The following is a 24,301-nucleotide window of genomic DNA, read 5'->3' as shown; positions in this document are numbered from 1 at the left end:
GGGCATGATTGTGGAGACGGGGCCGCGGCGGTCGGATGCCACCCGCGCGGCGATTCTGGAGGCGGCACGGCGCCGCTTCGCCGAGGACGGCTACCGGAAGGCGACCATCCGGGCGATCGCGGCCGACGCCGGGATCGACCCGTCGATGGTGATGCGCTACTACGGCAACAAGGACGGATTGTTCGACGCCGCACTGGATGTCGACCTGGAGCTGCCGGATCTCGGTGCGGCCGCGCCGGATTCGCTGGGCGCACTGCTCGCGGCGCGGTTCCTGGAGCTGTGGGAGCAGCCGCCGACCAGTGAGATCCTGCTCACCCTCATTCGTTCGTCGCTGACCGACGAGGACGTGGTGGAACGCACCCGGCGCATCTTCGCCCAGCAGCTCATGCCGGCCGTGCTCCGTTTCGGCGATCCGGCCGACGCACCGCATCGCGCGGGTCTGATCGCCACCCAGATCCTGGGACTCGCCCTGTGCCGCTATGTCTTACGGCTGCCGCCGGTGGTGGCGCTGAGCTCGGAGCAGATCGTCGCCGACATCGGGCCCACCATTCAGCGCTACCTCACGCTCGGGAACGCTTGACCTTGTGAGCCAGTGGTGAAAACCACGCTGCCGGAGGGGTTTTCTCCGGACCGAAGATTGGGCACACTGCCCGGATGGGGATGAGTCTGGACGCGGATCTGCTGGACCGCTGGACGAAATTGGCCGGGCCGCAGGCACGCGCGGTGGGGGAGGACCTGGTCCGCCGCTACCGTGAGCCGCACCGCCGCTATCACACCGTCGAGCACCTGGCCGCCATGCTGGCGGTCATCGACGATCTGGCCGCCGACGCGGAGGATCTGGACGCGGTGCGTTACGCCGCCTTCTTCCACGACGCGGTCTACGCCGTCGACGGCACCGACAACGAGGAGGCCAGCGCCCGCCTGGCCGAAACCGCCCTGCCCGCATTGGGAGTCGGCGCGGACACGGTGGCGGAGGCCGCGCGGCTGGTCCGGCTCACCGGCGGCCACCATCCGGACCCGTCGGACCGCAACGGCGCGGTGCTCTGCGATGCCGATCTGGCGATCCTCGCGGCCGACGCGACCGCCTACGCCGCCTACACCGCCGCCGTCCGCGCCGAGTACGCCCACGTTCCCGACCCGCTCTTCCGCTCGGGCCGGGCCGCCGTGCTGGCGGCGCTCGCCGGGCAGCCCGCGCTTTTCCGCACCCCCACCGCCCGGTCCCGCTACGAGTCCGCGGCCCGCGCCAACCTCGCGGCCGAACTCGCCACGCTCACCGCGGAGCCGGCGGGCGAACCCGGGGCCGAGTGAGGGTTCGCGCCCCGATCAGCGGGTGCCGTACTTGTAGGTCTGCTTCCGCAGCTTGAGGTACACCATGATCTCGGCATGCCGGACCCCGGCCAGCCCGCGAATCCGGTTGGACACCAGGTCGAGCAGGGCTTCGTCGTCCGGGCACACGGCCTCGCAGAGGATGTCGTAGCGTCCGGCGCACACCACGACATAGTTGATTTCCTCGATGGCAGCCAAGATGTCGGCCACCTGCTGCACCGGCCCGTCGACGGTGATGGCGATCATGGCCTGCCGGAACAGCCCGACCTGCAGGGGATCGGTGACCGCGACGATCTGGATCACCCCGGCATCGGCCAGCTTCTGCACGCGCTGGCGGACGGCGGCCTCGGAGAGTCCGACGGCCTTGCCGATGGTGGCGTACGCGCGTCGCCCGTCCTCCTGGAGCTGATCGATGATCCGCTTGGAGATGTCGTCGAGGATCGGAGCTCCCCGGCCGGAGTTCTGGTCGATCACGAGATCATCCTTCCTCATCGCGGCTGGTCGGGCGAACGCCCGACCGGCGGTCGCGAGCGCGCGGGTATGTTGGGATCGGTCGCCGGGTCCGGCGGTTTTCGGTCCGACAAGGATGATCTCCCGTGAAGTACGTTCCGCGCGCGGTTCTGTTCCTCGGCATTCCCGCGCTCCTGTTCGCCCTCCCCTGGTGGCTGCTGGTCTACACGACGATGTCCGGGACCTGGTTCTGGCTCGGGTCGGCGGTGTTCCTGCTCGGCTATCTGGCGCTGCCCGCGGGCATGCTGCTCGGGCACGGCCCGCGGCAGTCCGACGCGGCGTCGCTGGTGGGCGACACCATGCTGGGCGTCATGTGGGTGGTGTTCACCTGGTCGGTGATCGGCGCCGCGGTCCGGGGTGTACTTACGGTCGCGGGGGTGGACGATCCGGTGCGCTCGCGCGTGGTGGCGGTCGGGGTGCTCGCGGTGTCGATTGTGCTGTCCGCCTGGGCGATCTACGAGGCGCGCCGGGTGCCGCGCGTGCGTACGGTCCAGGTCGAGATCCCCGGTCTCGGTGCGGGTTTGGACGGTTTCCGGCTGGTGGTCGTCACCGACACCCACTACGCCGCGACCGATCGGTTGCGCTGGTCGGAGCGGGTGGTCGAGGAGGTCAACGCGCTGCGTCCCGATATCGCCTGTCACGCGGGCGATCTCGCGGACGGCTCGGTGGAGAAGCGGAGGGCGCAGGTCGATCCGCTCGGCAAGGTCGAGGCCGAGTACGGCCGCTTCTACATCACCGGCAATCACGAATACTTCGGCGACGCACCGGGCTGGATCGACCACATGTCCGGCCTGGGCTGGCAGCCGCTGCGCAACCAGCACGAGGTCATCACCCGCGAGGGCGACAGCCTCGTGCTGGCGGGCATCGACGACCCCACCGGTAGCGGCCTGCCCGGCCACGGCCCCGACATCGAAGCGGCCCTGGCCGGCGCCGATCCGGCGCTGCCGGTGGTCCTGCTGGCCCACCAGCCCAAACAGGTCACCGACGCGGTGTCGGCCGGTGTGGCCCTGCAGATTTCGGGCCACACCCACGGCGGGCAGATCTGGCCCTTCCGGTACCTGGTCCGCCTCGATCAGCCCGTGGTGGCCGGGCTCAGCCGCCACGGCGAGCGCACCCAGCTCTACACCAGCCGGGGCACCGGCTTCTGGGGTCCGCAGCTGCGCCTGTTCGCGCCGAGCGAGATCACGGTGCTGATCCTGCGCCGGCCCAACTGATTCCGGCCGCTCAGCTGTCGAAGCCCAGGCCGGTGTAGTCGAGGGTTTTCAGCCACAGATTGCGGCGTCCCTGGTGCGCGTCCGCGCGGGCCAGGGACCAGCGGGTGAGGTGAATTCCCGCGGAGCGCAACGGTTCCGGTGGCAGCGGCAGCGGCCGGGAGCGGACCATGCGCAGGCGGGTCCGCTCGGTGTCGCGGCCCCACAGCTGGTCGAGCATGACCTCCGCGCCGAAGCGGGTCGCGCCCACCCCGAGCCCGGTGTAGCCGGCGGCGTAGACCAGCCGGCCCTTGTAGGCGGAGCCGAAGAAGGCGCAGAACCGGCCGCAGGTGTCGATGACCCCGCCCCAGCGGTGGGTGAAGCGCAGGCCGTCGAGCTGCGGGAAGGTCTGGAAGAAGTGCTGGGCGAGGGTTTCGAAGGTGGCCTCGTTGTATTCCAGGGCGGGGGCGATGCGATTGCCGAAGTGGTAGATGGCGTCGTAGCCGCCGAAGAGGATGCGATTGTCGCTGGTCAGGCGGTAGTAGTGGAAGCGGTAGGAGGCGTCGCCCAGGCCCATGCGGGTACCCCAGCCGATGCTGTCGAGCTGTTCGGCGGTGAGTGGCTCGGTCATCAGCGCGTAGTCGTAGACCGGCACCACGTGGCGTGACACCTTGGGCACCGGGCCCGCGAAAGCGCTGGTGCACAGGGCGACCCGGGGCGCGCGGACCTCACCGTGCGGAGTGTGCAGGGTGAGCGTGCCGCCGTGGGATTTCGAAAGGCGTTGCACCGGAGTGCCTTCGAAGATGCGGACACCGGAATCCAGGCAGGCGCGCCGTAGTCCCCAGGCCAGCCGGGCCGGATCGAGCATGGCGACGCCGTCGCGGTCCCACCAGCCGCCGAGGTAGGTGGGCGAGTGCACCATGCCCTGCACCTGGCCGGCGTCGAGCAGTTCGGTGCGGTAGCCGAGGGCTTCGGCGGCGTCGTGGCTCTCCTGCAGCCATTCGACCTCGTGGGGCGCGGTGGCGACCTCCATTTCGCCGGTGCGCTCGAAGTCGCAGTCGATGCCGTACCGGAGGATGGCCTTCTCGATGTCGTCCAGGTTGGCGCGGCCGAGCCGTTCGAGCTGTCCGATCTCGTCGGGGAAGCGCTCCATGCCATTGGCCAGGCCGTGGGTCAGGCTGGCGGAGCAGAATCCGCCGTTGCGGCCCGAGGCCGCGTGTCCGCAGAGACCGGACTCCAGCAGCACCACATCGATGCCGGGATCGCGTTCCTTGGCCAGCAGCGCGGTCCAGAGTCCGCTGTAGCCGCCGCCGACGACGGCCAGATCCGCGGTGGTGGCGGTGGTGAGGGGGTCGGTGGGGGTCGGCCGCTCGGGCCGGTCGGTCCAGTACGGCGTCGGCGCTGCATCGATGAGTGCCGACGCCCACAGTTTGCTTCCTTTGGCCGACATGGCCGATCAACTCCTTCTCTCGTGCCGTAACGGCGAACGTTCGCGCCTGCGTGCTCGGGGTACGTGGAAGCCGCCGATGGTCACCCGTGGGGGGACCAGTCGGCGGCTTTCGAGAGAGTCAGCTGGTGGCGGCGCGATCCTCGGAGCGGCGGGGCATACGCACGGTGGACCGCAATACCTGCGTCGGCGACGTCGGCCGGTCCATTTCCGCCTCCTCCTGTGTCATGAGGATAGCCCAGAAATTCGCGGGCGGGTCCGATCGGAGCCCGCCCGCGCGATATCGCCGCTTTTAGCCGGCCCGGAAGATGATGTCGTGCCAGGGCTTGTGCGCCGCGCCGGTGATATCCGACATGACGTGCTTGATATTCGTGTACTCCTCGAATGCGTAGGCGGACATGTCCTTTCCGAATCCGGAGGACTTGTACCCGCCGTGCGGCATTTCGCTGATGATCGGAATATGGTCGTTGATCCACACGCAGCCGGCCTGAATTTCCCGGCTCGCCCGCTGGGTGCGGAACACGTCGCGGGACCAGGCGGAGGCGGCCAGCCCGTAGACCGTGTCATTGGCCAGCGCGATGGCCTCGTCGTCGGTCTCGAAGGGCAGTACGACCAACACCGGGCCGAAGATCTCGTGCTGCACGATCTCGGAGTCCTGGGCCGCGCCGGTGATCAGGGTCGGCTCGAAGTACGAACCGGCCGCCGGGGTGTGTTCCGGAATTCGGCCGCCGCGAACGATTTTCGCGCCGGATTCGCGGGCGCGTTCCACCATGCCCAGCACTTTGTCGCGGTGTGCGCGCGAAATGAGCGGTCCCATATCGGTTTCCAGGTTCTCGACCGGACCGAGTATCACCCGGTCCATGAGATCGGCTACGCGGCCGACGAATTCCTCGAACAGCGGGCGTTGCACATAGGCGCGGGTGGCGGCCGTGCAATCCTGGCCGGTATTGATGAGCGCGCCCGCGACCGCGCCTCGCGCCGCGGCTTCCGGGTCGGCGTCGTCGAAGACGACGAAGGGGGCCTTGCCGCCGAGTTCGAGGTGGACCCGCTTGACCATACCGGCGGCGGTGGCGGCCACCCGTTTGCCGACCCCGGTGGAGCCGGTGAACGACACCATGGCCACGGCCGGATGCTCCACCAGCGGCTGTCCCGCCTCGGCGCCGGTGCCGGTGAGCACATTGATCACGCCCGGCGGCACGCCCGCGTCGGTGGCGGCCTCCGCGAACAACAGCGAGGACAGCGGGGTCAGCTCGGAAGGCTTGAGCACCACCGTGTTTCCGGCGGCGACGGCGGGCAGGATCTTCCAGGCCGCCATTTGCAGCGGATAGTTCCAAGGCGCGATGGACCCGATGACGCCGAGGGGTTCCCGCCGGATCGACGAGGTGTGGTCACCGGAGTATTCGGCTGCCGCCTTGCCTTCCAGGTGCCGGGCGGCGCCGGCGAAGAAGGCCGTGTTGTCGATGGTGCCGGGCACGTCGAATTCCGTGGCGAGGCGAATCGGCTTGCCCGCGTTGACACTTTCGATCGCGGCGAGGTCCCCGGCACGAGCGCGCAGGATCCGGGCCCATTCGTGCATGAGGTCCGACCGGGCGGCCGGGGTGAGCCCGGCCCAGCCGGGGAAGGCCGCCCGGGCCGCGGTCGCCGCCGACTCGACGTCGGCCGTGTTCGCGCCGGCGCCCGCGGCGATGACCGCGCCCGTGGCCGGCGCGATGATCGACAGCGGCGCGCCCGACCCGGATCGTCGTGCGCCGCCGATGAATTGCAGTTGTTCCTGATCCATCGCGCTCCTCGCCTTCTCGGAATTCACCGTCTCCGGGTCACACGGTATGGGAGTCAGCGACCGTGAGCGCCTGATCGAGGATGGCGAGTCCCTCCTTGGCCTCGGCTTCGCTGATGGTGCAGGGCGGGACCACGTGCAGGCGGTTGAAGTTCACGAACAGCAGCAGTCCGGCGGCCTTGGCCGCGGCGACCGTCTCGTTCATGGCCGGGCTGGTGCCGCCGTAGGGCGCCAGGGGTTCGCGGGTGGCGCGGTCGCGGACCAGCTCCACGGCCCAGAACACGCCGAGTCCGCGGACCTCACCGACGCTCGGGTGCCGCTCGGCCAGTTCCCGCAGACCCGGGCCGATGACGCGTTCGCCCATGTCGGCGGCGTTCTCGACGATGCACTCCTCGCGCATGGCGGTGATGGTCGCGACGGCCGCGGCCGCGGCCAGCGGATGCCCGGAGTAGGTGAGCCCGCCCGGATAGGCGCGGTCGTCGAAGGTGGCCGCGATGTGCGGTGCGATGGCGACGCCGCCCAGCGGCACATACCCGGAGTTGACGCCCTTGGCGAAGGTGAGCAGGTCCGGCGCCACGTCGAAATGGTCGATGGCGAACCATTCTCCGGTGCGGCCGAAGCCCGCCATCACCTCGTCGGCGATGAACACGATGCCGTACTTGTCGCACAGTTCGCGCACGCCGGCCAGGTATCCCGGGGGCGGCACCATGATGCCGGCCGTGCCCGGCACCGATTCCAGAATGACGGCGGCGATGGTGCTCGGCCCCTCGAGCGCGATGGTCTGCTCGAGGTGCTGCAGCGCCCGTTCGGTCTCCTCGGCCTCGGTGGTGGCGTGGAAGTGCGAGCGGTACAGGAACGGTCCGAAGAAGTGCACGACTCCCGCATTACCGTGGTCGTTCGGCCAGCGCCGCGGGTCGCCGGTCAGATTGACCGCGGTCTCGGTGCCGCCGTGATACGACCGGTAGCGCGCGAGCACCTTGTACCGCCCGGTGTGCAGCCGGGCCATGCGCACCGCGTGCTCGACCGCGTCCGCGCCGCCATTGGTGAAGAAGATCCGGTTCAGCTCGCCGGGGGTGCGTTCGGCGATGAGCCGCGCCGCCTCCGAGCGGGCGTCGTTCACGTAGGCCGGGCCGATGGTGCACAGCGTGGCCGCCTGCTCCTGGATGGCGGCCACCACCTTCGGATGCTGGTGTCCGATATTGGTGTTCACCATCTGCGAGGAGAAGTCGAGCAGCCGGTTGCCGTCGCCGTCCCACACGTAGCAGCCCTGGGCGGCGGTGATCACCATGGGATCCAGCGACTTCTGCGCGGACCAGGAGTGGAAGACGTGCTTGCGGTCCAGTTCGTAGGCGCGGGCGGCTTTTTCGCGGGCCGCCTCCGGGGTCAGCCCATTGGGCAGGGTCATCGCGGACTCCGTTCAGTGGTTCTGGGGGAAGCCGAGGTTCAGGCCGCCGTGGCTGGGATCGAGCCAGCGGGTGGTGACGGCCTTGGTGCGGGTGAAGAAGTGCACGCCGTCGGTGCCGTGCGCATGCGAATCGCCGAACAGGGAGTTCTTCCAGCCTCCGAAACTGTAGTAGGCCATGGGGACCGGAATGGGGACATTGATGCCGACCATGCCGACCTCGACCTCGTTGTGGAAGCGCCGGGCCGCGCCGCCGTCATTGGTGAACAGGGCGGTGCCGTTGCCGTAGGGGTTGTCGTTGACGAGGGCCAGCGCCTCGTCGTAGCTGTCCACGCGGACCACCGACAGCACCGGGCCGAAGATCTCGTCGGTGTAGACGCTCATGTCGGTGGTGACGTGGTCGAGAATGGTGGGGCCCAGCCAGAATCCGTCGGCCGCGCCGTCGGCGGCCACCCCGCGGCCGTCGAGAACCACGGTGGCGCCGGAGGATTCGCCCGCCGCGATATAGGCCGCCACCTTGTCGCGGTGCGCCTCGGTCACCAGCGGGCCCATATCGGTGCCGCGGGTGCCGTCGCCGGTGCGAATGGTCTTGGCGCGCTCGGTGATCCGCGCCACCAGGTCGTCGGCGATATCGCCCACGGCCACCAGCGCGCTGATGGCCATGCAGCGTTCACCGGCCGAGCCGAAGCCCGCGTTCACGGCGGCGTCGGCGGCCAGGTCCAGATCCGCGTCGGGCAGCACCACCATGTGGTTCTTGGCCCCGCCGAGGGCCTGCACGCGTTTGCCGGCGGCGGTGCCGTGCTCGTAGACGTATTTGGCGATCGGGGTGGAACCGACGAACGACACCGCCTTGATCGCGGGGTTCGCCAGTAGTTCGTCCACCGCCACCTTGTCGCCCTGGACCACGTTGAAGACCCCGTCCGGCAGCCCGGCCTCGCGCCACAGCTCGGCCAGCCACAGCGAGGGCGAGGGGTCCTTCTCGCTCGGCTTGAGCACCACGGTGTTGCCGGCCGCGATGGCGACGGGGAAGAACCACATGGGCACCATGGCCGGGAAATTGAACGGCGAGATGATGGCCACCGGGCCCAGGGCTTGCCGTACGGAGAAGATGTCGACCTTGGTGGAGGCGTTCTCGGTGTAGCCGCCCTTGAGCAGATGCGGTATGCCGCAGGCGAATTCGACGACCTCGAGGCCGCGGGTCACCTCGCCCATCGCGTCGGCGAGCACCTTGCCGTGCTCGCTGGTGATGAGGGCGGCCAGCTCCTCCTTGCGCTCGTTGAGCAGTTCGCGGAAGCGGAACAGCACCTGGGTGCGCTTGGCCAGGGAGGCGTCGCGCCAGGCGGGGAACGCGGCCACGGCGGATTCGATCACGGTGCGGACGTCGGCCGCGGAGGCCAGGGCGACCTGTCCGGTCACCACGCCGGTCGCGGGATTGGTGACCGGTGCGGTCGCCGTGCTGGAACCGGTGAAGGACTTGCCGTCGAGCCAGTGTGCGATGGTCTGCATATCTCCTCGATTCCGTGAGTGTCCGTCCCTACTCTGCGCCATTACCCGCCGGTTGATTCCCGACGTTGTGTATCCATTTTCCAACTTCGTATTACGATTCGTCGGTGCTCCTCTCCGTTGCTGATGTGCTGGCCATGCCGGTCGTGCGGGCCGGGCAGCCGCAGGTCGTGGGCGGCGGTCCGCTGGATCGGCCGGTGCGGTGGGTGCATGTGAGCGAACTGCCGGACGTGGCGAAACTTCTGGTGGGACGGGAATTGATTCTCACCACCGGACAGGCGCTGGCCGGTAGCGACGCGGCCACCGTGGCCTACCTGGAATCGCTGGCCGCGGCCGGGGTGTCCGGGCTGGTCATCGAATTGGGCACCTACGTGCGGGAATTGTCGCCGGTGGTGGCCGAGACCGCCGACCGGGTGGGGTTGCCGACCGTGGCGCTGCATCGGGTGGTGCGGTTCGTGGAGGTCACCGAGGCGGTGCACCGGGTGATCGTGGCCGACCAGTACGCGGAGCTGGAATTCGCGCGCACGGTGCACGAGACGTTCACGGCGCTGAGCGTGCGGCGGGCGTCGCTGGCCGAAATCGTGAAAACCGCTGCCGGAATGCTGGACGCCTCGGTCGTGCTCGAGGACCTGGCGCATCGCGTGCTGGCCCTGACCGCGCGCCACACCGGCACCTCGGCCCTGCTCGAGCACTGGGAGACCACCTCCCGGTTGCTGCCCGACTCCGACCCGAATGTGGTTCCGGTGGGCCCGCATACACAGCGCTGGGGCCGGCTCATCCTGCGCTCCAGCCGGGTGCCCACGGCCCGCGCCCGCATGGTGCTCGAACGCGGCGCGCAGACACTGACCCTGCACCGGATGATCGAGCGCGACCGCTTCGGGCTGCACCGGCAGGCCCAGACCGGGCTCATCGACGATATGGTCAACGGCCGCCTCACCGACGAGCGCGACGCCGTGGCGCTGGCGGCGGCGCTCGGGCTGGCCCGCCGCGCCCGCTATGTCCCGCTCGCCGTGGAGGTCGCGGCGGCGGCCGAGGCGGATCCGGTGGCGCAGCAACGCCGTACGGCCGCACTGCTGGACGCGGCGCTGCACGGGGTGGCGCTGGCCAAGGCCACCGCGCTGGCCGCACCCGACCACGGCAATCGGGTCACCATCGTGCTGGGCGTCGCCCGGAGCGGCGACCTGGACGGCGCGCTCACCGCGATCTGCTCGGCCATGCTCGCCGAGATCCGCCGCGTGCCCGGTGTGGAGCGCGCGGTCATCGGCGCCGGCGGTGAATCGGACTCCCTCCTCGACACCGCGCGCGAGCTGGCCCAGGCCGCGCACGTCGCCGAAGTCGCTCTCTCCCTGGACCCTTCGGTTCCGCGCCCCTTCTATCGCAGCGGCGACGTCCGGCTGCGCGGCCTGCTATCGCTCATCCGCGACGAGCCGGGCGTCCAGCGCTTCGCCGAGACCGAGCTGAGCGCCCTGCTCCGCCACGACATCCGCAATGCCGCCGATCTCACCCGGACCCTGCGCCAATTCCTCGACCTGGCGGGCAACAAGACCGAACTCGCCAAGCGTCTCAATATCAGCCGGCCCACCCTTTACGACCGCCTGTCCCGCATCGAACGCATCCTCGACGTCGATCTCGACAACGGCGAGACCCGCACCTCCCTCCACACCGCCCTGCTCATCCGGGACCTGGTCGCTGCCCCTGAACCCCGCTGACCACAGCCCGCGAGGGTCCTGCGGCGTGCATTCCGAGGTACGGGACAGGCCCGGGAAGCCCTGTGCGCCAGCGCATTCTCCAAGCGGCGATCCGGATCGCCGCCCGTCGTCCAGGTATGCCGCCGGCCTGGGATTCGAACCGGCGGTGCTTCCGACGTGGGTCGGCAGGCTCCGGGCACAGCGCACCGGAATGAGCGGGAGCGGCTCAGATCCACGCGTTGGGGGTCAGGTCCGGCCCGGGCATACTGGCCGCGTGGAGTTCGGGATTCTGGGTCCGATCGAGGCGCGACGGGCCGATGGGGGCCCGTTTCCGATTGGGGGTCCGCAGGTGCGGGCCTTGCTGGCGGTGTTGGCATTGGATGCCGGGCGGGTGGTCGGGCGGGAGCGGCTGATCGACGACCTGTACGGGTCGGAGCCACCGGGGGATGTGGGACATGCGTTGCAGTCGCAGGTGTCGCGGCTGCGGCGGGCGCTGCGCACCGGGGTGGGGGACGGCGAGTTCGTCGAGTCGGCCGGGGCGGGTTATCGATTGGCGGTCGACCCGGAGTCGGTGGATGCGCTCCGGTTCGCGCGGCTGGCCGAGCAGGGGCGGAAAGCCTTGCGGGACCTGGATTCCGGGGCGGCGATGACGCTGCTGGACGAGGCGCTCGGATTATGGCGCGGTCCGGCGCTGGCCGATGTGCGGGACGCGCCCTTCGCCGAGAGTCAGGGCGCGCGGCTGGACGGGGCGCGGCTGGCCGCCGAGGAGGATCGGGCGGAGGCGGCGCTGGCGGTGGGGGATTCGCAGGCGGTGGTGGCGACACTGTCGGAATTGGTTGCGGCACATCCCCTCCGGGAGCGGGCGCGCGCTCTGCTCATGCGTGCCCTGTACGCGGCGGGCCGGCAGGCCGAGGCGCTGGAATCCTTCGAAGCGGGACGGCGGCTGCTCGCCGACGAGCTCGGGGCCGATCCCTCGGCCGAGCTCATGGACGCCCACCTGGCGATCCTGCGCGCGGATGAGGTTGCGGCCGTGCCGAATCGGCGACTGCCCACCCCGCTCACCAGTTTCGTCGGCCGGGAGGACGAACTCGCGCGGCTGGCGCCACTGATCGCCCGGGCCCGCCTCGTCACCCTGATCGGCCCCGGCGGCACCGGGAAGACGCGGCTGGCGCTGGCGGCGGGCAGCCGGGTCCGCGGCGACGTCTGCTTCGTCGAATTGGCGCCGCTGGTGGACGGTGTGCAGGCGGCCCAGGCGATCGCGAGCGCCCTGGGCTGTCGCGACCTGTCGGCGCATGCGGCCCCCGGGCCACGCGATGTCGAGTCGCAGCTGGTCGCCGTGCTCGCCGACCGTCCGCTGCTGCTCATCCTCGACAATTGCGAGCACGTCGTCCTCGATATCGCCCGCCTCGCGCACCGCCTGCTGGTCGCATGCCCGGGCCTGCGGATTCTCGCCACCAGCCGCGAGGCGCTGCGGGTCACGGGCGAAACGCTGTTCCCCGTTCCCCAATTGCCCATGGCCCCATCGGATTCGCCGCTGGCCGACCAGCTGGCGGCCCCGGCGGTGCGCCTGTTCGCCGACCGGGCGGCCGCGGTCCGCCCCGGCTTCCTCCCGGACGCGGGCACCATCGCCCTGGTCGCCCGCATCTGCCGCCGCCTCGACGGCCTCCCGCTCGCCATCGAGCTCGCGGCCGCCCGCCTGCGCACCCTCGACCTCCCCGAGATCGACGCCCGCCTCACCGACCGCTTCCGCCTGCTGGCCCGCGGCGACCGCACCGCCGAACCCCGCCACCAGACCCTGCAGGCCGTGGTGGCCTGGAGCTGGGAACTCCTCGAACCCGCCGAACAGCAACTGGCCCAGCGCTTCTCGGTATTCGCGGGCGGCGCGACCGCCGAACAGGCCCGCCGGGTGTGCGACATCGACGATATCGACGACCTCCTCGCCGACCTCACCGACAAATCCCTCCTGGACATCGCCGCCGGCCGCTACCGGATGCTCGAAACCATCCGCGAATTCGCCCGCACCCGCGCCATCGAATCCGGCGACCACGAGAAAACCCAACGCGCCCACGCCGAATACTTCGCCGACACGGCCGAAACCACGGACGCCCTGCTACGCACCGCCACCCAACTCCAGCACCTGGCCCGCCTCACCACCGACCACGACAATCTACAGGCCGCCCTGCACTGGTCCACCACCGCCGACCCCGCCCTCGCCGCCCGCCTCATCGCCGCTCAAGCCTGGTACTGGTGGCTCACCGGCCACTCGGGCGACGGCCCCGCCCTCGCCAACCGCCTACTACCCGAACTGAATTCGGCGGCACGTCGGCCGGCCTCGGCTACCCGGCCGCAGGGTCGGCCGGTACGCCGTGATGACGTCGGCGACCGCCGAGACACAGACCTCCACGAGCCTACGGCGCTGGTCACTCCCACTGCGGCGCACAGGTCGGATGCGCGCCCTCTGGGCGAGGAGCGGCGCGCGCCGTTCGTTGCGGAAACCGCTGCTGGGCATGATGCGCCGGGAGTGGGGTCGAGCGTCGCCGCGGCGGCTCGCACATCCCGGCCCGGGTCGCTGGTCGCGGTGGATCCCGAGCAATACGCGCTGGTGGTGGCGGTGGCGGCGCGGGGACGCGATGATCTCGCGGCCGAGGTCGAGCGGGCGGCGGCCGGAGTTGCGGCGCAGGAACATCCGATGCGGCAGCCGCATCTGATCTTCCTGCTCGCGCTCGCGGGCGGGATGCTGCCCGGGAAGCCCGCGGAGTTGCGCCGGCTGTTCGGGGCGGATGACTGGTCGCAGGCGTTTCTGCGGCTGGGGGACGGGATGGCGTTGTTCATGTCCGGGCGGGTCGACGAATCCGAGCCGGAGTTCGCGGCGGCGCTGGCGCGGTTCCGGCGGATCGGGGACCGGTGGGCGATCGCGGCCTCCTTGGACAAGCTGGCGGCGGTGGCCGAGCGGCACGGCGATCGGGCCGCCTCGCTGGCTCTGATCGATGAGGCGATCGCGGTGAACACCGAATTGGGTTGGGCCGCGGACACTGCCGACCTCTTGACCCGTCGCGGCGATATCTACCTCGGCGGGGCGGCGGAGCGGGATGCCGAAGCGGCCCGCGCGGATTATGAACGGGCAGCGGAGCTGTCGCGGACCCACGGCGCGATCGACATGTACGCCGCTGCACTTCGCGGCCTGGGGGATATCGCTCGTGCCGAGGACCCGGCCGCGGCGCGGAACCTCTACTGGTCGGTGCTGGAGATCCCGGCCGGAGGTTCGATCGCCATCACCGAGGCGCACGAGCGGGCGCGGGAGGGGCTGGCACTGTTGGACGACGCCTGAAATTGCAGGTCAGGGTGTTGGTGAGGGCCGGTGAGCCGACGGTGAGGGGTTGGTGAGCGCCCCGGCCGAAGCTGTGTGACATGACCAGCACACAGCAGTTCGCCAACAAGACCGTCCTCATCTCCGGCGCCAGCGTCGCCGGCCCGGCCCTCGCCTTCTGGCTGAAGAAGTACGGCTTCACCGTCACCGTCGTGGAGCAGGCTCCGGCCCTGCGCGAGGGCGGGTACAAGGTCGATATCCGCGGCGTGGCAATGGAAGTCGTGGAGCGGATGGGGCTCTCCGGCGAGATCCGCAAGGCCTCCACCGATATGCGCGGTGGTGCGTGGGTGGACGCGACCGGCAAGGCGATCGCCACCCTCGGACCGGACCTGATCGGCATGCGTTCGCCCGGCGACGACGAGGTGCTGCGCGGCGACCTGGCGCGAATCCTGTTCGACGCCGGCAAGAGCGGCGTCGACTATCGGTTCGGCGACGCCATCACCGAGCTGATCGAGCACGCCGACGGCGTCGAGGTGCACTTCCGCCATGCGGCTCCCCAGGTGTTCGACCTGGTGATCGGCGCGGACGGCATGCATTCCACGGTGCGCCGCAGCGTCTTCGGCGCGGAGGAGCAGTTCGCCCGGCACACCGGCATGGCGGCCTGCGTCATCTCGGTGCCGAACTACCTGGACCTCGACCACTGGGAGCTCATCCACGCCGCCCCCGGCAAGGTCGTGCAGGTGTACAGCACGCAGCGCTCGGCGGCCAAGGCGCAGTTCATCTTTCCCGCTCCCGAGCAGCTGCCGGACCGCCGCGACACCGCCGCACAGCAGCGGCTGCTGGCCGAGGTCTTCGCCGGCGGCGGCTGGGAGACGGCGACCCTGCTCGACGCCATGCCGGACTCGCCGGACTTCTATTTCGACACGGTGAGCCAGATCCATCTGGAGTGTTGGTCCTCGGGCCGCGTCGCGCTGGTCGGCGACGCCGCCTACTGCCCGTCCCCGCTGTCCGGGCAGGGCACCAGCATGGCCCTGGTCGGGGCGTACGTGCTGGCCGGTGAGCTGCGCGCCGCCGCCGGCGACCACCGCGTCGCCTTCGCCGCCTACCAGGAGCGCATGCGCGAGTACGTCGACGAGAACCTGACCCTCGGCTGGAACAACGCCACCCAGATGGTCGCCGCCGACGCCCGCGCCCTGCGCATGCAGATGACCATGATGCGCATGCTGCGCTGGATGCCGTGGAAGGGCATGGCCCTGCGCCCGATCATGAAGCCGATCGAGAAGGCCGCCAATGCCATTCGACTCGAGCGGTACTGATCGAGGCGCGGTGTCGGCAGCAGGTCTGATCCGGGGCGCTCAGGGTTCGTTCTCCGGGTGGATCCCTGATGCGGGCCGATCCCGTTTGATGGTTATCTCGAACCGGAAGGGAGTCCAACGTGACCATCGCCGTGTACACCACCTGGGCGTGGATGGCATTCGAGATCGCGCTGCGGGTGCGGGATCGCCTGCGCGGCACCGGCTCCACCGCCGGGGACGGCCACACCAGGCTCCTCATCTTCGTGCTGGTGGCCGCCGCCATGACGGTCGCCAGCTTCGCCGGAATCCTCCTCCCGGCCGGCAGCCCGCTGCGCTTTCCCGGCCCGGTCCTGCCGTGGCAGATCCTCGGCGTCGCCCTCATGTGGCTGGGCCTGGTCGTGCGAGCCTGGGCGATCGCGGTGCTGGGCAAGCACTTTCGCACCACCGTCGAGGTGGACCGCGACCAGCCGGTCATCAGCACCGGCCCCTACCGCTGGATCCGGCACCCCTCCTACACCGGCATCCTGCTACTGACGCTGGGCTTCGGCCTGGCCGCCGGCAACTACCTGTCCCTGCTGCTCACCACCGTGGTCCCGGTCTACGCGTTCCTGCGCCGGATCACGCTCGAGGAGAAGACGCTGGTGGCAACCCTTGGCGCCCCCTACGAGACCTATCGCCACACGACCAAGCGCCTGGTCCCCGGCGTCTGGTGACCTCAGGCGGGGTCGCCATACGATCCGTAAAGCACCGGACCGGGTTTCCGGCTGACTGTAAGAATAGTGACCTGAGTCACTCCTTTGGTTTCTGCCGGTAACTCCGTTTCATATCCAGGCAACATTCCAGCCCGAACATTCCTCGCAGGTCAGTCGACCAAGATTGAGGAGCTTCACCATGGAATCGAGTGCACCAACCGTACTTTCCGGGGGATCGGACACATCCGCAGCGGGAGTGTCGCGGCTCAAACCCAATGTGGTCGGTCTGCTCGGCGTGGTGTTCATGGCCGTCGCGACGGCCGCGCCCATCACCGCCATGACCGGCAATGTGCCGTTCATGATGTCGGCCGGCAGCGGAATCGGCACGCCCGCGGCGTTTTTGATCGCCATGGTGGTGCTGGCCATCTTCACCGTCGGCTACACCACCATGGCCAAGCACATCACCACCACCGGCGCGTTCTACGGCTTCATCTCCTACGGCCTGGGCCGCACCGCGGGCTTGTCGGCCGGGCTGCTGGCCACCTTCGCCTACATGGTGTTCGAGCCGTCGCTGATCGGCATCTTCTCGAGCTTCGCGCACAACACGGTCTCCGATCAGGTGGGCGTGAACATTCCGTGGTGGGTGTTCGCCATCCTGATGCTGGTGATCAACGGCCTGGGCACCTGGTTCGGCGTCGCCGTGGCCGAGCGGCTGCTCATCGTGCTGCTGGTCACCGAGGTGACCGTGCTGACGGTCATGGGCCTGTCGGTGCTGCTGCACGGCGGCGGGCCGGACGGGTTGTCGCTGGCCCCGATCAATCCGGTCAACGCCTTCCACGGCGCGTCCGCGGGCCTGGGACTGTTCTTCGCCTTCTGGTCGTGGGTCGGGTTCGAATCCACCGCCATCTACGGTGAGGAATCCAAGGATCCGAAGCGAATCATCCCGCGCGCCACCATGATCGCCGTCCTCGGTGTCGGCGTTTTCTACCTGTTCATCTCCTGGATGACCATCTCCGGCAACGGGCAGGGCAGGGCCATGGAACTGGCCGCCTCCGACAATCCGATGAATCTCTTCTTCGCGCCCACCGAACGCTATGTCGGGCACTGGGCCGTGGACACCATGCAGTGGCTCATGGTCACCGGTTCGCTGGCCTGCGGCATGGCCTTCCACAACTGCGCCTCCCGCTACCTCTACGCGCTCGGCCGCGAGGACGTGATTCCGGCGTTGAAGCGGACGATCGGAAAGACCCACCCGCAGAACGGATCCCCGTACATCGCCGGTCTGGCGCAGACCGTCTTCTCCGCCGTGCTGGTGCTGGCCTTCGGCCTCGCGGGCAAGGACCCCTACGCGAGCCTCTACACCCTGATGGCGGTGCTCGGCACCATGGCGATCCTGATCGTGCAGGCCGTGTGCTCCTTCGCGGTCATCGCCTACTTCCGCAACCATCACCCCGAAACCCGGCACTGGTTCCGGACTCTGGTGGCCCCGCTGGTGGGCGGCGTGGCCATGATCGGCGTGGTGCTGCTGCTGGTCCTCAATATGGACACCGCGGCCGGCAGCGAGGCCGGGTCGCTGATTCTGAAGGCGACGCCGTACCTGGTGGCCGCGGTGGCCATCGCCGGTATCGGCTACGCCCTGTACCTGAAGCGCACCGACCCCGGCCGCTACGCGCTGCTGGGCCGGACCGTGCTGGAAGAATCACACGAGCGCTGAGAGGCGGAAAGCCATGACCGACACCGAGATCCCTCCCGCATACGGCGACCGCGTGATAGCCGTCGAGCCCGGCGGCGACGACTACATCCCCGAGGACGCCAGGCACGGTACGCCGCGAAAATTGTTCTGGACGTGGATGTCTCCGAACATGGAGTTCGCCACCGTCTTCGTGGGCGTGCTCGCCGTCACCGCGTACGGCATGAACTTCTGGCAGGCGAGCCTGGGCATCGTCGTGGGTACCGGGCTGGGCGCGGCCGCCCACTACCTGCTGTCGGCGCGCGGGCCCCTGCACGGTGCCCCGCAAATGGTGCTGGGGCGCTTGGCCTTCGGCTATCGCGGCAACACTTTGCCCGCCGCGTTCATGTCGGTCATGTGCGGGGTCGGGTGGTTCGCCACCAACTCCGTGAGCGGCGCGTTCGCGCTGAATTCCCTGACGGGCATGCCGAAGCCGACCGCGCTGCTGGTGATCGTGGTGGTGCAGACCGCCTTCGCCTTCTTCGGCCACAACCTGGTGCAGGCGGTGGAACGCATCGCCTTCCCGCTGCTCGCCATCGTGTTCGCCATCGTCACCGTGGTGATCTTCAGCAAAGCCTCGCTGGGCGCTCCCGCTCCGGCCGGCGGCGTGGGCGGCACGGGCGGATTCCTGCTCACCGTCGGCACCGCCTTCGGTTACGGCGCGGGCTGGAATCCCTACGCGGCGGACTACTCCCGCTATCTGCCCGCGACGGTGTCACGGGCCGCGACCGGTGCGTACGCCTCGGCGGGCCTGTTCATTTCCTGTGTCTGGCTGGAGGTGGTCGGTGCGGCGTCGGCGACCGTGGCGAGCACCGCGCAGGGCAGCCCGACCGATGTGTTCACCGCCAACCTGCCCAAGCTGCTGGCGGACCTGACCCTGCTGGCCATCGCGGTGGGCGCGGTGGCCGCCAATGCGCTCAATGTCTACTCGGGCGCAATGGCTTTCGTGACCATGGGCTTCACGTTCTCGGTGCGCACGCAGCGGGCGCTGGTGTCGGTGGCCTTCGGCGTGATCGGGTTCCTGGTCGCCTGGTGGGCGCTGCCGGACGCGGCGGCCAGCTACGAGGGCTTCCTGCTCATCGTCGCGTATTGGATCGGGCCGTGGCTGGGTGTGGTGTTCGCCGACGAGTACCTGCGTCGCGGTCAGCGCATCGACCATCTGCTCTACGACCGCGACCACCGCAACTGGGCCGGCGTGTCGGCGTTCCTGGCCGGGCTGGTGGTGTCGGTGCTGCTGTTCTCCAATCAGGAGAAGTTCGTCGGCTTCGTCGCCAAGGCGGTGCCGCAGCTGGGCGACATCACCTTCTTCGTCGGCTTCGTGCTCTCCGGCGCGGCCTATCTGATCGTGAACCGGTCCCGGATCGCACGCGCCGCGGTGGCAGCATGATCGGCATGATCAACGCACAGGATCTGCTGGTCACCGCCTATGACGAGGCGCAACTCGGGCTGCGGGAAGGCGGGATTCCCATCGGGGCGGCCCTGTTCGACAGCGCCGGCAACCTGCTCGGCCGCGGCCACAACCGCCGCGTCCAGAACGACGACCCCAGCGTGCACGCCGAGACCGACGCCTTCCGCAATGCCGGCCGCCGCCGCGACTACCGCGACACCATCATGGTCACCACCCTGTCCCCGTGCTGGTATTGCAGCGGCCTGGTCCGCCAGTTCGGCATCGGAGCGGTCATCGTGGGAGAGTCGCGTACCTTCACCGGCGGCCACGACTGGCTTGCCGTACACGGGGTTTCCATCACCGTGCTCGACGATCCGGCCTGCGTGGACATGATGACCCGTTTCATCGCGGAACGGCCCGAACTCTGGAACGAGGACATAGGAGTGGCGGAATGACCCCCATCGCGACCGTCGACCTGGACCGCTGGCGCGAAGGCGGCGAGACCGCGGCCACGGTGCTGCGCGAGGTGGACGCGGGCATGCAGCGCGCCGGATTCCTCCTGGTGCGCGGACATGGTGTGCCGCACGGACTTCCGGCCGACCTGCGGGCGGCGGCCCGGCGCTTCTTCGCGCTCCCGCCGGAGGTGAAACAGCGGTATGCGGTCTCCGTCGGCGGGCGCGGCTGGATCGGTCCCGGCCTCGAGGCCAACGGCTACGCCGAGGGCACCGAGACCCCGCCGGACCTCAAGGAGACCTTCGCGATCGGCGCGGACACCCGCACCGGCGACGCCCTGATCGACACCGTGTGGTTCCTCGACAACGTCTGGCCCGAGGAGGTGGGCGAGCTGCGCGAGCTGTTCCTCGCCTACACCGCGGCCATGCGCACCCTCTCCGACGAACTGCTCGCGCTCTTCGCCGCCGCGCTCGACCTGCCGCACAACCCCTTCGAGGGCCTGGCGAGCCGTCCGACCTGGACCTGCAATATCAACCGGTACCCGCCGCTGGCCGAGGTCGGCCCGCCCGAACCGGGCCAGTTCCGCATCGGTCCGCACACCGACTTCGGCACCGTCACCGTCCTCGACCGCGAACCCGGCGCGGGCGGATTGCAGATCTACACCGAGGACGGCGGCTGGGCGGACGCGCCCTACGACCCGTCCGCCCTGACCGTGAACATCGGTGACCTGCTGGCCTATTGGAGCGGCCAGCGCTGGCCCGCGGGCCGCCACCGCGTACTCCCGCCCCAGGCGTCCGCACCCGACGAGGACCTGGTGTCGCTCATCTACTTCTACGAACTCGACCACGACGCCCGGGTGACGCCCCTCGAGCCGCCCATCGGCCGGGTCTCCGGCCTGGCGCCGGTCGTCTCCGCCGAGTTCCTGCGCACCCGCCTCGACGCCATCACCCTCGGCTGAGACCACCCGGCGAGCTCCCACGGCCGTCGCGTGCCGGCGGCCGTGGGTGCGACCTGGACCCGCCCACCCGGTGACCGCCGGAGGATCTCGCGGGAACATCGCCCGCCGCGCCCGCGTTACCAGCGGGCATGACGACGCTCGGATTGATCGGAAGCGGAAATATCGGGGGCACCCTGGCCCGGCTGGCCGTGGCCGCGGGAATCGATGTGGTGCTGAGCAATTCACGAGGGCCGGAGAGCCTGGCGGAGCTGGTGGCCGAACTGGGGGAGCGGGCCCGTGCCGCGACCCCGGCCGAGGCGGCCGCCGCGGGGGACATCGTGGTGGTGACCGTACCGTTGAAGGCGTATCAGCAGGTGCCGGTCGAGCCCTTGATCGGAAAGGTGGTCATCGACACCAACAACTACTATCCGGGCCGCGACGGCGAATTCGCCGACCTGGACGCGGGTGTGGCCACCAGTTCCGAACTGCTGCAACGGCATCTGCCGCGCTCACGGGTCGTGAAGGCGTTCAACAACATCCTGTTCAAGCATCTGGCCGTGCTGGCCCGCCCCGCCGGGGCGGCCGATCGCACCGCGCTGCCCATCGCCGGTGACGATACCGCGGCGAAAACCGCTGCGGCGGAACTGATCAGCAGGCTCGGCTACGACACCGTCGATATCGGCTCGCTCGCCGACAGCTGGCGCACGCAACCCGAAACCCCCGTCTACGGCACCCCCTACGCCGTCGCCGCGCCGTTCTGGGAGAACGAGGCGGCCCCCGCGGATGCTGAAACGGTGCGCAAGGCGGTCGAAGCCGCCGAACGCTGAAGCCCCCGAAAGGGGCTCCAGTGCAAGGACTCCGGGGCCGGCCGACCATGTCAGGGCGGTCGTCCGGCCCCGGTGGTTCAGTCGTTGCAGATGGCCGTGCGCACCAGGTAGGAGTCGGAGTACCACTTGGCGGAGTTCTCGGCGTCGGCCGGCGTCGCGCCGTAGCCGCCGGTGTACTTGTTCATCGAATCCGAGAAGGCCACCGCGCCGCAGCCGGTGAAGGTGGTGACGGTCGAGCAGCTCGCCTTGGCGCACTTGTCGATGGCGGCCTGGCTCGCCGAGCCCTCGGTGTCGTAGTTCCAGGACCAGCCCAGGTCGCCGTAGTCGGACACCGCGATCGCGCCCCACGAGCCGGAGGCGGCCTGGGCCGGGGCCGCGGGCAGCACCGCGGCGGCGGTGGCGAAGGCGAGGCCGGACAGGGCGAACAGAGTCTTGCGCATGTTGTTCCTTGCGTTGATCGAACTGGCGCGCGCATCCCGGGGTGGGGTGCGCGCGCCACTGTCGAGTCAAGATCGGCGGGCTTCGATGACGTGTTAACCAGCAAGTGCTTGGGGCACAGCGTGTCCGGGGCCACGTGGAGGGCGGAAGCGGGGTTTCTTCGCCGGCAAAGTCCGATGTCCGGACGGAGCCCTTGCGGGGGACCCCTCCTGAGCGGGTTAATTGGTGTTCGAGCATTCCGCCCCGCCGGGTGTCCAGCGGTCCGAGCGCAATCGAGTGCACTCGGCGAGGTCGTCCGGTACCACTACAGCGGAGGTTGCCATGACCAAGAAATCGAGTGCACTGACAACAGCCCTAGCGATTGCATCCGTCATCACCGCCGGTGCGGGCGTCGCCACAGCCGAACCGGCATCGGCTCCCGTAGCCGAGCAACGGTCCGAGGCCATGGCCGGCTATTCCGCTCTACCCTGCTTACCCTGGATCCTTCCGCCCGCCGTCAACGTCGGAGCGTTCTTGATCTGTCTTGTTTGATGTTCTACTCGGCACCGCGACTGACGAAGTCGAAGGATCCGCCGTCGATGCCCCAGGAGATGATCCGTTCGGGATGAATTCGGATGACCGCGCGTTCCTGGGGCTGGAACGGTGGCTCTTCGTCATCCAGCGCCTCGGCCGTGCCGCGTACCTCGATGCCGCGAATCACGTATGGCTCCAATGAAACCTGTTGGTCGATGACGAACGACACCCGGCTGCCCGCCTCGACATTGCGATACTTCCGACTCGCACGCATCCGCATTCCCCCGATGTCGATCGTGCCGTCGGCGTTCACCCGATAGCTGGTCGGGTTGTTCTGCACAACGCCGTCAGGCGACACCGTAGCCAGCCGACCGATCCCGGCCTCCGCGAGGAACTGCTGTTCATTGATGGTGAAGGTCATGTCGTTTACTCCTCAGTGAATTCGATATCAGGTGTGCCCGGCGATCAGCCGGAAGTTGTTGTGTGCGGGAAGCACAAGCTGTTGCCTGCGCGTCCCGCGCGTCCTGCGTCGGCGGTTCAGTGGGACCGCGACATCGCGGAGGACGCCTCCCTGCTCCGAGATCAGAACAGAATCAGCGCGGCGCACAGTCCGGCAGTGGCAATGAACAGGCGATCATGAACATTCTCGGCTTCCCCTTCCTGATGTCTAGCAGAGCTAGAAACTGGAGCAACGGTAACATCGACTCCAGCAGCTTGTCTAGCGTCGCTAGATTTCAGATCGCTACCGCAGTATCGCGCTCGGATCACCAAGCTGCACATGCCCGTTCCGGCCGAGCGGACGCTGTCGCCCGGCAAGCCGGTCACCGAACGCCGGCGGATCGCCGGCCTGCTGGTGGCGTTGGGGCTCATAGCGGTCCCGGCCCTCGTCGACCGGTTGCGGGAAGTCTGACCGCGCCGTGGTCGGTGATCGACAGCACCTGGCAACCCCCCCGCCTTGACGCCGGTGGCCTGAACTGCCGCCCAAGTGACGCCCCGGCCGCCCAGGACATCCTCTTCTGTCGAACGGAGGATGTGCATCGGCAGTATTCCGTTGCCCCACTCCTGCCATCAACTGATCGATAGAATGCCGCTGAGCTGGTCAATCAACGAGAGGAGCGCATGATGTCGACGAAGTGTTTCATCGAAGGCGGACCAGATGACATGCCCACGCGAATCGTCCCGATAACCCCGCCCGGTTTCGAGGTGAAGATCGAGCGTCGTGCCGGCTACGAACATTACAAAAGCACCCCAAGGTTCACCGATACCGCCGAGGGGCGGCTGCCTGTGTACGAGTGGTTCGAACGAACCGAGTTTGCGGAGTAGATATAACCGGCGCGACCGGTTGCTCACTCGAGGCGTGAGCAACCGTTCGGTCGTGCCGCATGCCGCGCTGACCGAACCGGTCAGCGCGAGCGCTCCGAAGATCAACGGGCTGAGATCATCTCACCCGACCGGGCCCGTCAACTGTGCACGGAAATGCCGAGTTTCGGGCGACCGGTGCAATCCCGCACAATCGTCTGTAGAACAGCAATTTCGCGCCAATTCCTCAGCTGTAGTGCACGTTTAGAACGGTACGGTTGGGGTTGGCCGTTCATGCCCGCATAGCAGCGCGCTCTTCTGCCGCCCCTTTAGTCAAGGCGTCGATGTGGGTGCGGAGTTAGGTTGTTTGGTGGGTCCGGGGTGTGGCTTGTCCGAAGGATCGGTGTGCGGGTTCGAGCCGGTCGCATTGTCCAAGTAGCCGAATGGCGTGCGATCAGATGACTTGCGGCACCGTTCACTGACACGTGACTGGAGCCCTTTGAGCAGGTCCAGCGGTTGTGAGAGTTCTGATGCACCAGAATGGGTGCAGGAGGACGGTTCACGACATGACGCGACGACGA

The 24,301-nt window shown here is 69.0% G+C and carries 21 protein-coding genes; 14 read left to right on the top strand and 7 right to left on the bottom strand.

Annotated features, from left to right (window positions below):
* The first annotated feature begins 4 nt into the window (after positions 1-4).
* Complete coding sequence (locus tag ACFXKA_RS15230) at positions 5-580, top strand: TetR family transcriptional regulator (protein WP_379427666.1); 576 nt, start codon at positions 5-7, stop codon at positions 578-580.
* 74 nt (positions 581-654) lie between these two features.
* Complete coding sequence (locus ACFXKA_RS15225; RefSeq protein WP_354851218.1) at positions 655-1,308, top strand: metal-dependent phosphohydrolase; 654 nt, start codon at positions 655-657, stop codon at positions 1,306-1,308.
* A gap of 15 nt (positions 1,309-1,323) precedes the next feature.
* Here the strand turns inward: ACFXKA_RS15225 and ACFXKA_RS15220 are convergent, their stop codons facing one another.
* Positions 1,324-1,818, bottom strand: a complete 495-nt coding sequence (locus ACFXKA_RS15220; protein ID WP_379386513.1) for an Lrp/AsnC family transcriptional regulator — start codon at positions 1,816-1,818, stop codon at positions 1,324-1,326.
* A gap of 104 nt (positions 1,819-1,922) precedes the next feature.
* Between ACFXKA_RS15220 and ACFXKA_RS15215 the strand changes: the two genes are divergently transcribed.
* Entirely contained in the window at positions 1,923-3,050 is a 1,128-nt protein-coding gene (locus ACFXKA_RS15215; RefSeq protein WP_354851224.1) for a metallophosphoesterase, read from the top strand.
* Between the two features lie 10 nt (positions 3,051-3,060).
* Here ACFXKA_RS15215 and ACFXKA_RS15210 read toward each other — a convergent pair whose 3' ends face one another.
* The 4 genes from ACFXKA_RS15210 to ACFXKA_RS15195 all read right to left on the bottom strand — a co-directional run bounded on the left by ACFXKA_RS15210 (position 3,061) and on the right by ACFXKA_RS15195 (position 9,158).
* Positions 3,061-4,476 carry an FAD-dependent oxidoreductase gene (locus ACFXKA_RS15210; protein ID WP_354851226.1) on the bottom strand — a complete coding sequence of 472 codons (1,416 nt, stop codon included), beginning with the start codon at positions 4,474-4,476 and terminating at the stop codon, positions 3,061-3,063.
* A gap of 289 nt (positions 4,477-4,765) precedes the next feature.
* The gene (locus tag ACFXKA_RS15205) at positions 4,766-6,253 is read right to left on the bottom strand and encodes a gamma-aminobutyraldehyde dehydrogenase (RefSeq protein ID WP_379427665.1); all 1,488 of its coding nucleotides are present in this window, start codon (positions 6,251-6,253) and stop codon (positions 4,766-4,768) included.
* A 37-nt stretch (positions 6,254-6,290) separates the two neighbouring features.
* Positions 6,291-7,655 carry an aspartate aminotransferase family protein gene (locus ACFXKA_RS15200; RefSeq protein ID WP_379427664.1) on the bottom strand — a complete coding sequence of 455 codons (1,365 nt, stop codon included), beginning with the start codon at positions 7,653-7,655 and terminating at the stop codon, positions 6,291-6,293.
* 12 nt (positions 7,656-7,667) lie between these two features.
* On the bottom strand, positions 7,668-9,158 hold the full coding sequence (locus ACFXKA_RS15195) for a CoA-acylating methylmalonate-semialdehyde dehydrogenase (protein WP_354851235.1): 1,491 nt from the start codon (positions 9,156-9,158) through the stop codon (positions 7,668-7,670).
* 104 nt (positions 9,159-9,262) lie between these two features.
* Here ACFXKA_RS15195 and ACFXKA_RS15190 point away from each other — a divergent pair, with 104 nt between their 5' ends.
* From ACFXKA_RS15190 to ACFXKA_RS15150, 9 genes are all read left to right on the top strand, one after another.
* Positions 9,263-10,864 (top strand): PucR family transcriptional regulator, encoded by a 1,602-nt coding sequence (locus ACFXKA_RS15190; protein WP_354851238.1) that lies wholly within the window; start codon positions 9,263-9,265, stop codon positions 10,862-10,864.
* Between the two features lie 253 nt (positions 10,865-11,117).
* On the top strand, positions 11,118-14,171 hold the full coding sequence (locus tag ACFXKA_RS15185; protein ID WP_379427663.1) for a BTAD domain-containing putative transcriptional regulator: 3,054 nt from the start codon (positions 11,118-11,120) through the stop codon (positions 14,169-14,171).
* Positions 14,172-14,251: 80 nt separating this feature from the next.
* Positions 14,252-15,466, top strand: a complete 1,215-nt coding sequence (locus tag ACFXKA_RS15180; protein WP_379427662.1) for an FAD-dependent monooxygenase — start codon at positions 14,252-14,254, stop codon at positions 15,464-15,466.
* 119 nt (positions 15,467-15,585) lie between these two features.
* Positions 15,586-16,158: an isoprenylcysteine carboxylmethyltransferase family protein gene (locus ACFXKA_RS15175; RefSeq protein ID WP_354851247.1), complete on the top strand. Its 573-nt coding sequence runs from the start codon at positions 15,586-15,588 to the stop codon at positions 16,156-16,158.
* Positions 16,159-16,336: 178 nt separating this feature from the next.
* Positions 16,337-17,851: an APC family permease gene (locus ACFXKA_RS15170; RefSeq protein ID WP_379427661.1), complete on the top strand. Its 1,515-nt coding sequence runs from the start codon at positions 16,337-16,339 to the stop codon at positions 17,849-17,851.
* Positions 17,852-17,864: 13 nt separating this feature from the next.
* Positions 17,865-19,253 (top strand): purine-cytosine permease family protein, encoded by a 1,389-nt coding sequence (locus tag ACFXKA_RS15165; protein ID WP_379427660.1) that lies wholly within the window; start codon positions 17,865-17,867, stop codon positions 19,251-19,253.
* Between the two features lie 5 nt (positions 19,254-19,258).
* Complete coding sequence (locus ACFXKA_RS15160) at positions 19,259-19,708, top strand: nucleoside deaminase (protein WP_379427659.1); 450 nt, start codon at positions 19,259-19,261, stop codon at positions 19,706-19,708.
* The gene (locus ACFXKA_RS15155) at positions 19,705-20,664 is read left to right on the top strand and encodes an isopenicillin N synthase family dioxygenase (protein ID WP_379427658.1); all 960 of its coding nucleotides are present in this window, start codon (positions 19,705-19,707) and stop codon (positions 20,662-20,664) included. Before ACFXKA_RS15160 ends, ACFXKA_RS15155 begins: the two co-directional genes overlap by 4 nt.
* Positions 20,665-20,792: 128 nt before the next feature.
* The gene (locus tag ACFXKA_RS15150) at positions 20,793-21,470 is read left to right on the top strand and encodes an NADPH-dependent F420 reductase (RefSeq protein WP_379427657.1); all 678 of its coding nucleotides are present in this window, start codon (positions 20,793-20,795) and stop codon (positions 21,468-21,470) included.
* 77 nt (positions 21,471-21,547) lie between these two features.
* Here the strand turns inward: ACFXKA_RS15150 and ACFXKA_RS15145 are convergent, their stop codons facing one another.
* Together ACFXKA_RS15145 and ACFXKA_RS15140 are read right to left on the bottom strand one after the other, a co-directional pair.
* Positions 21,548-21,910: a DUF4189 domain-containing protein gene (locus ACFXKA_RS15145; RefSeq protein WP_354851264.1), complete on the bottom strand. Its 363-nt coding sequence runs from the start codon at positions 21,908-21,910 to the stop codon at positions 21,548-21,550.
* A gap of 533 nt (positions 21,911-22,443) precedes the next feature.
* Positions 22,444-22,842: a PPOX class F420-dependent oxidoreductase gene (locus ACFXKA_RS15140; RefSeq protein WP_354850948.1), complete on the bottom strand. Its 399-nt coding sequence runs from the start codon at positions 22,840-22,842 to the stop codon at positions 22,444-22,446.
* 357 nt (positions 22,843-23,199) lie between these two features.
* Between ACFXKA_RS15140 and ACFXKA_RS15135 the strand changes: the two genes are divergently transcribed.
* Together ACFXKA_RS15135 and ACFXKA_RS15130 are read left to right on the top strand one after the other, a co-directional pair.
* A complete protein-coding gene (locus ACFXKA_RS15135; protein WP_379427656.1) occupies positions 23,200-23,331 on the top strand; it encodes a hypothetical protein in 132 nt (43 codons plus the stop codon).
* 209 nt (positions 23,332-23,540) lie between these two features.
* Positions 23,541-23,744 (top strand): DUF5988 family protein, encoded by a 204-nt coding sequence (locus ACFXKA_RS15130; RefSeq protein WP_354850943.1) that lies wholly within the window; start codon positions 23,541-23,543, stop codon positions 23,742-23,744.
* Positions 23,745-24,301 lie beyond the last annotated feature (557 nt).

Origin of the sequence: Nocardia sp. NPDC059228, from assembly GCF_042754245.1 — a bacterium.
Taxonomy (GTDB): Bacteria; Actinomycetota; Actinomycetes; order Mycobacteriales; family Mycobacteriaceae; genus Nocardia.
This window is presented reverse-complemented; position numbering and strand designations above follow the sequence as displayed.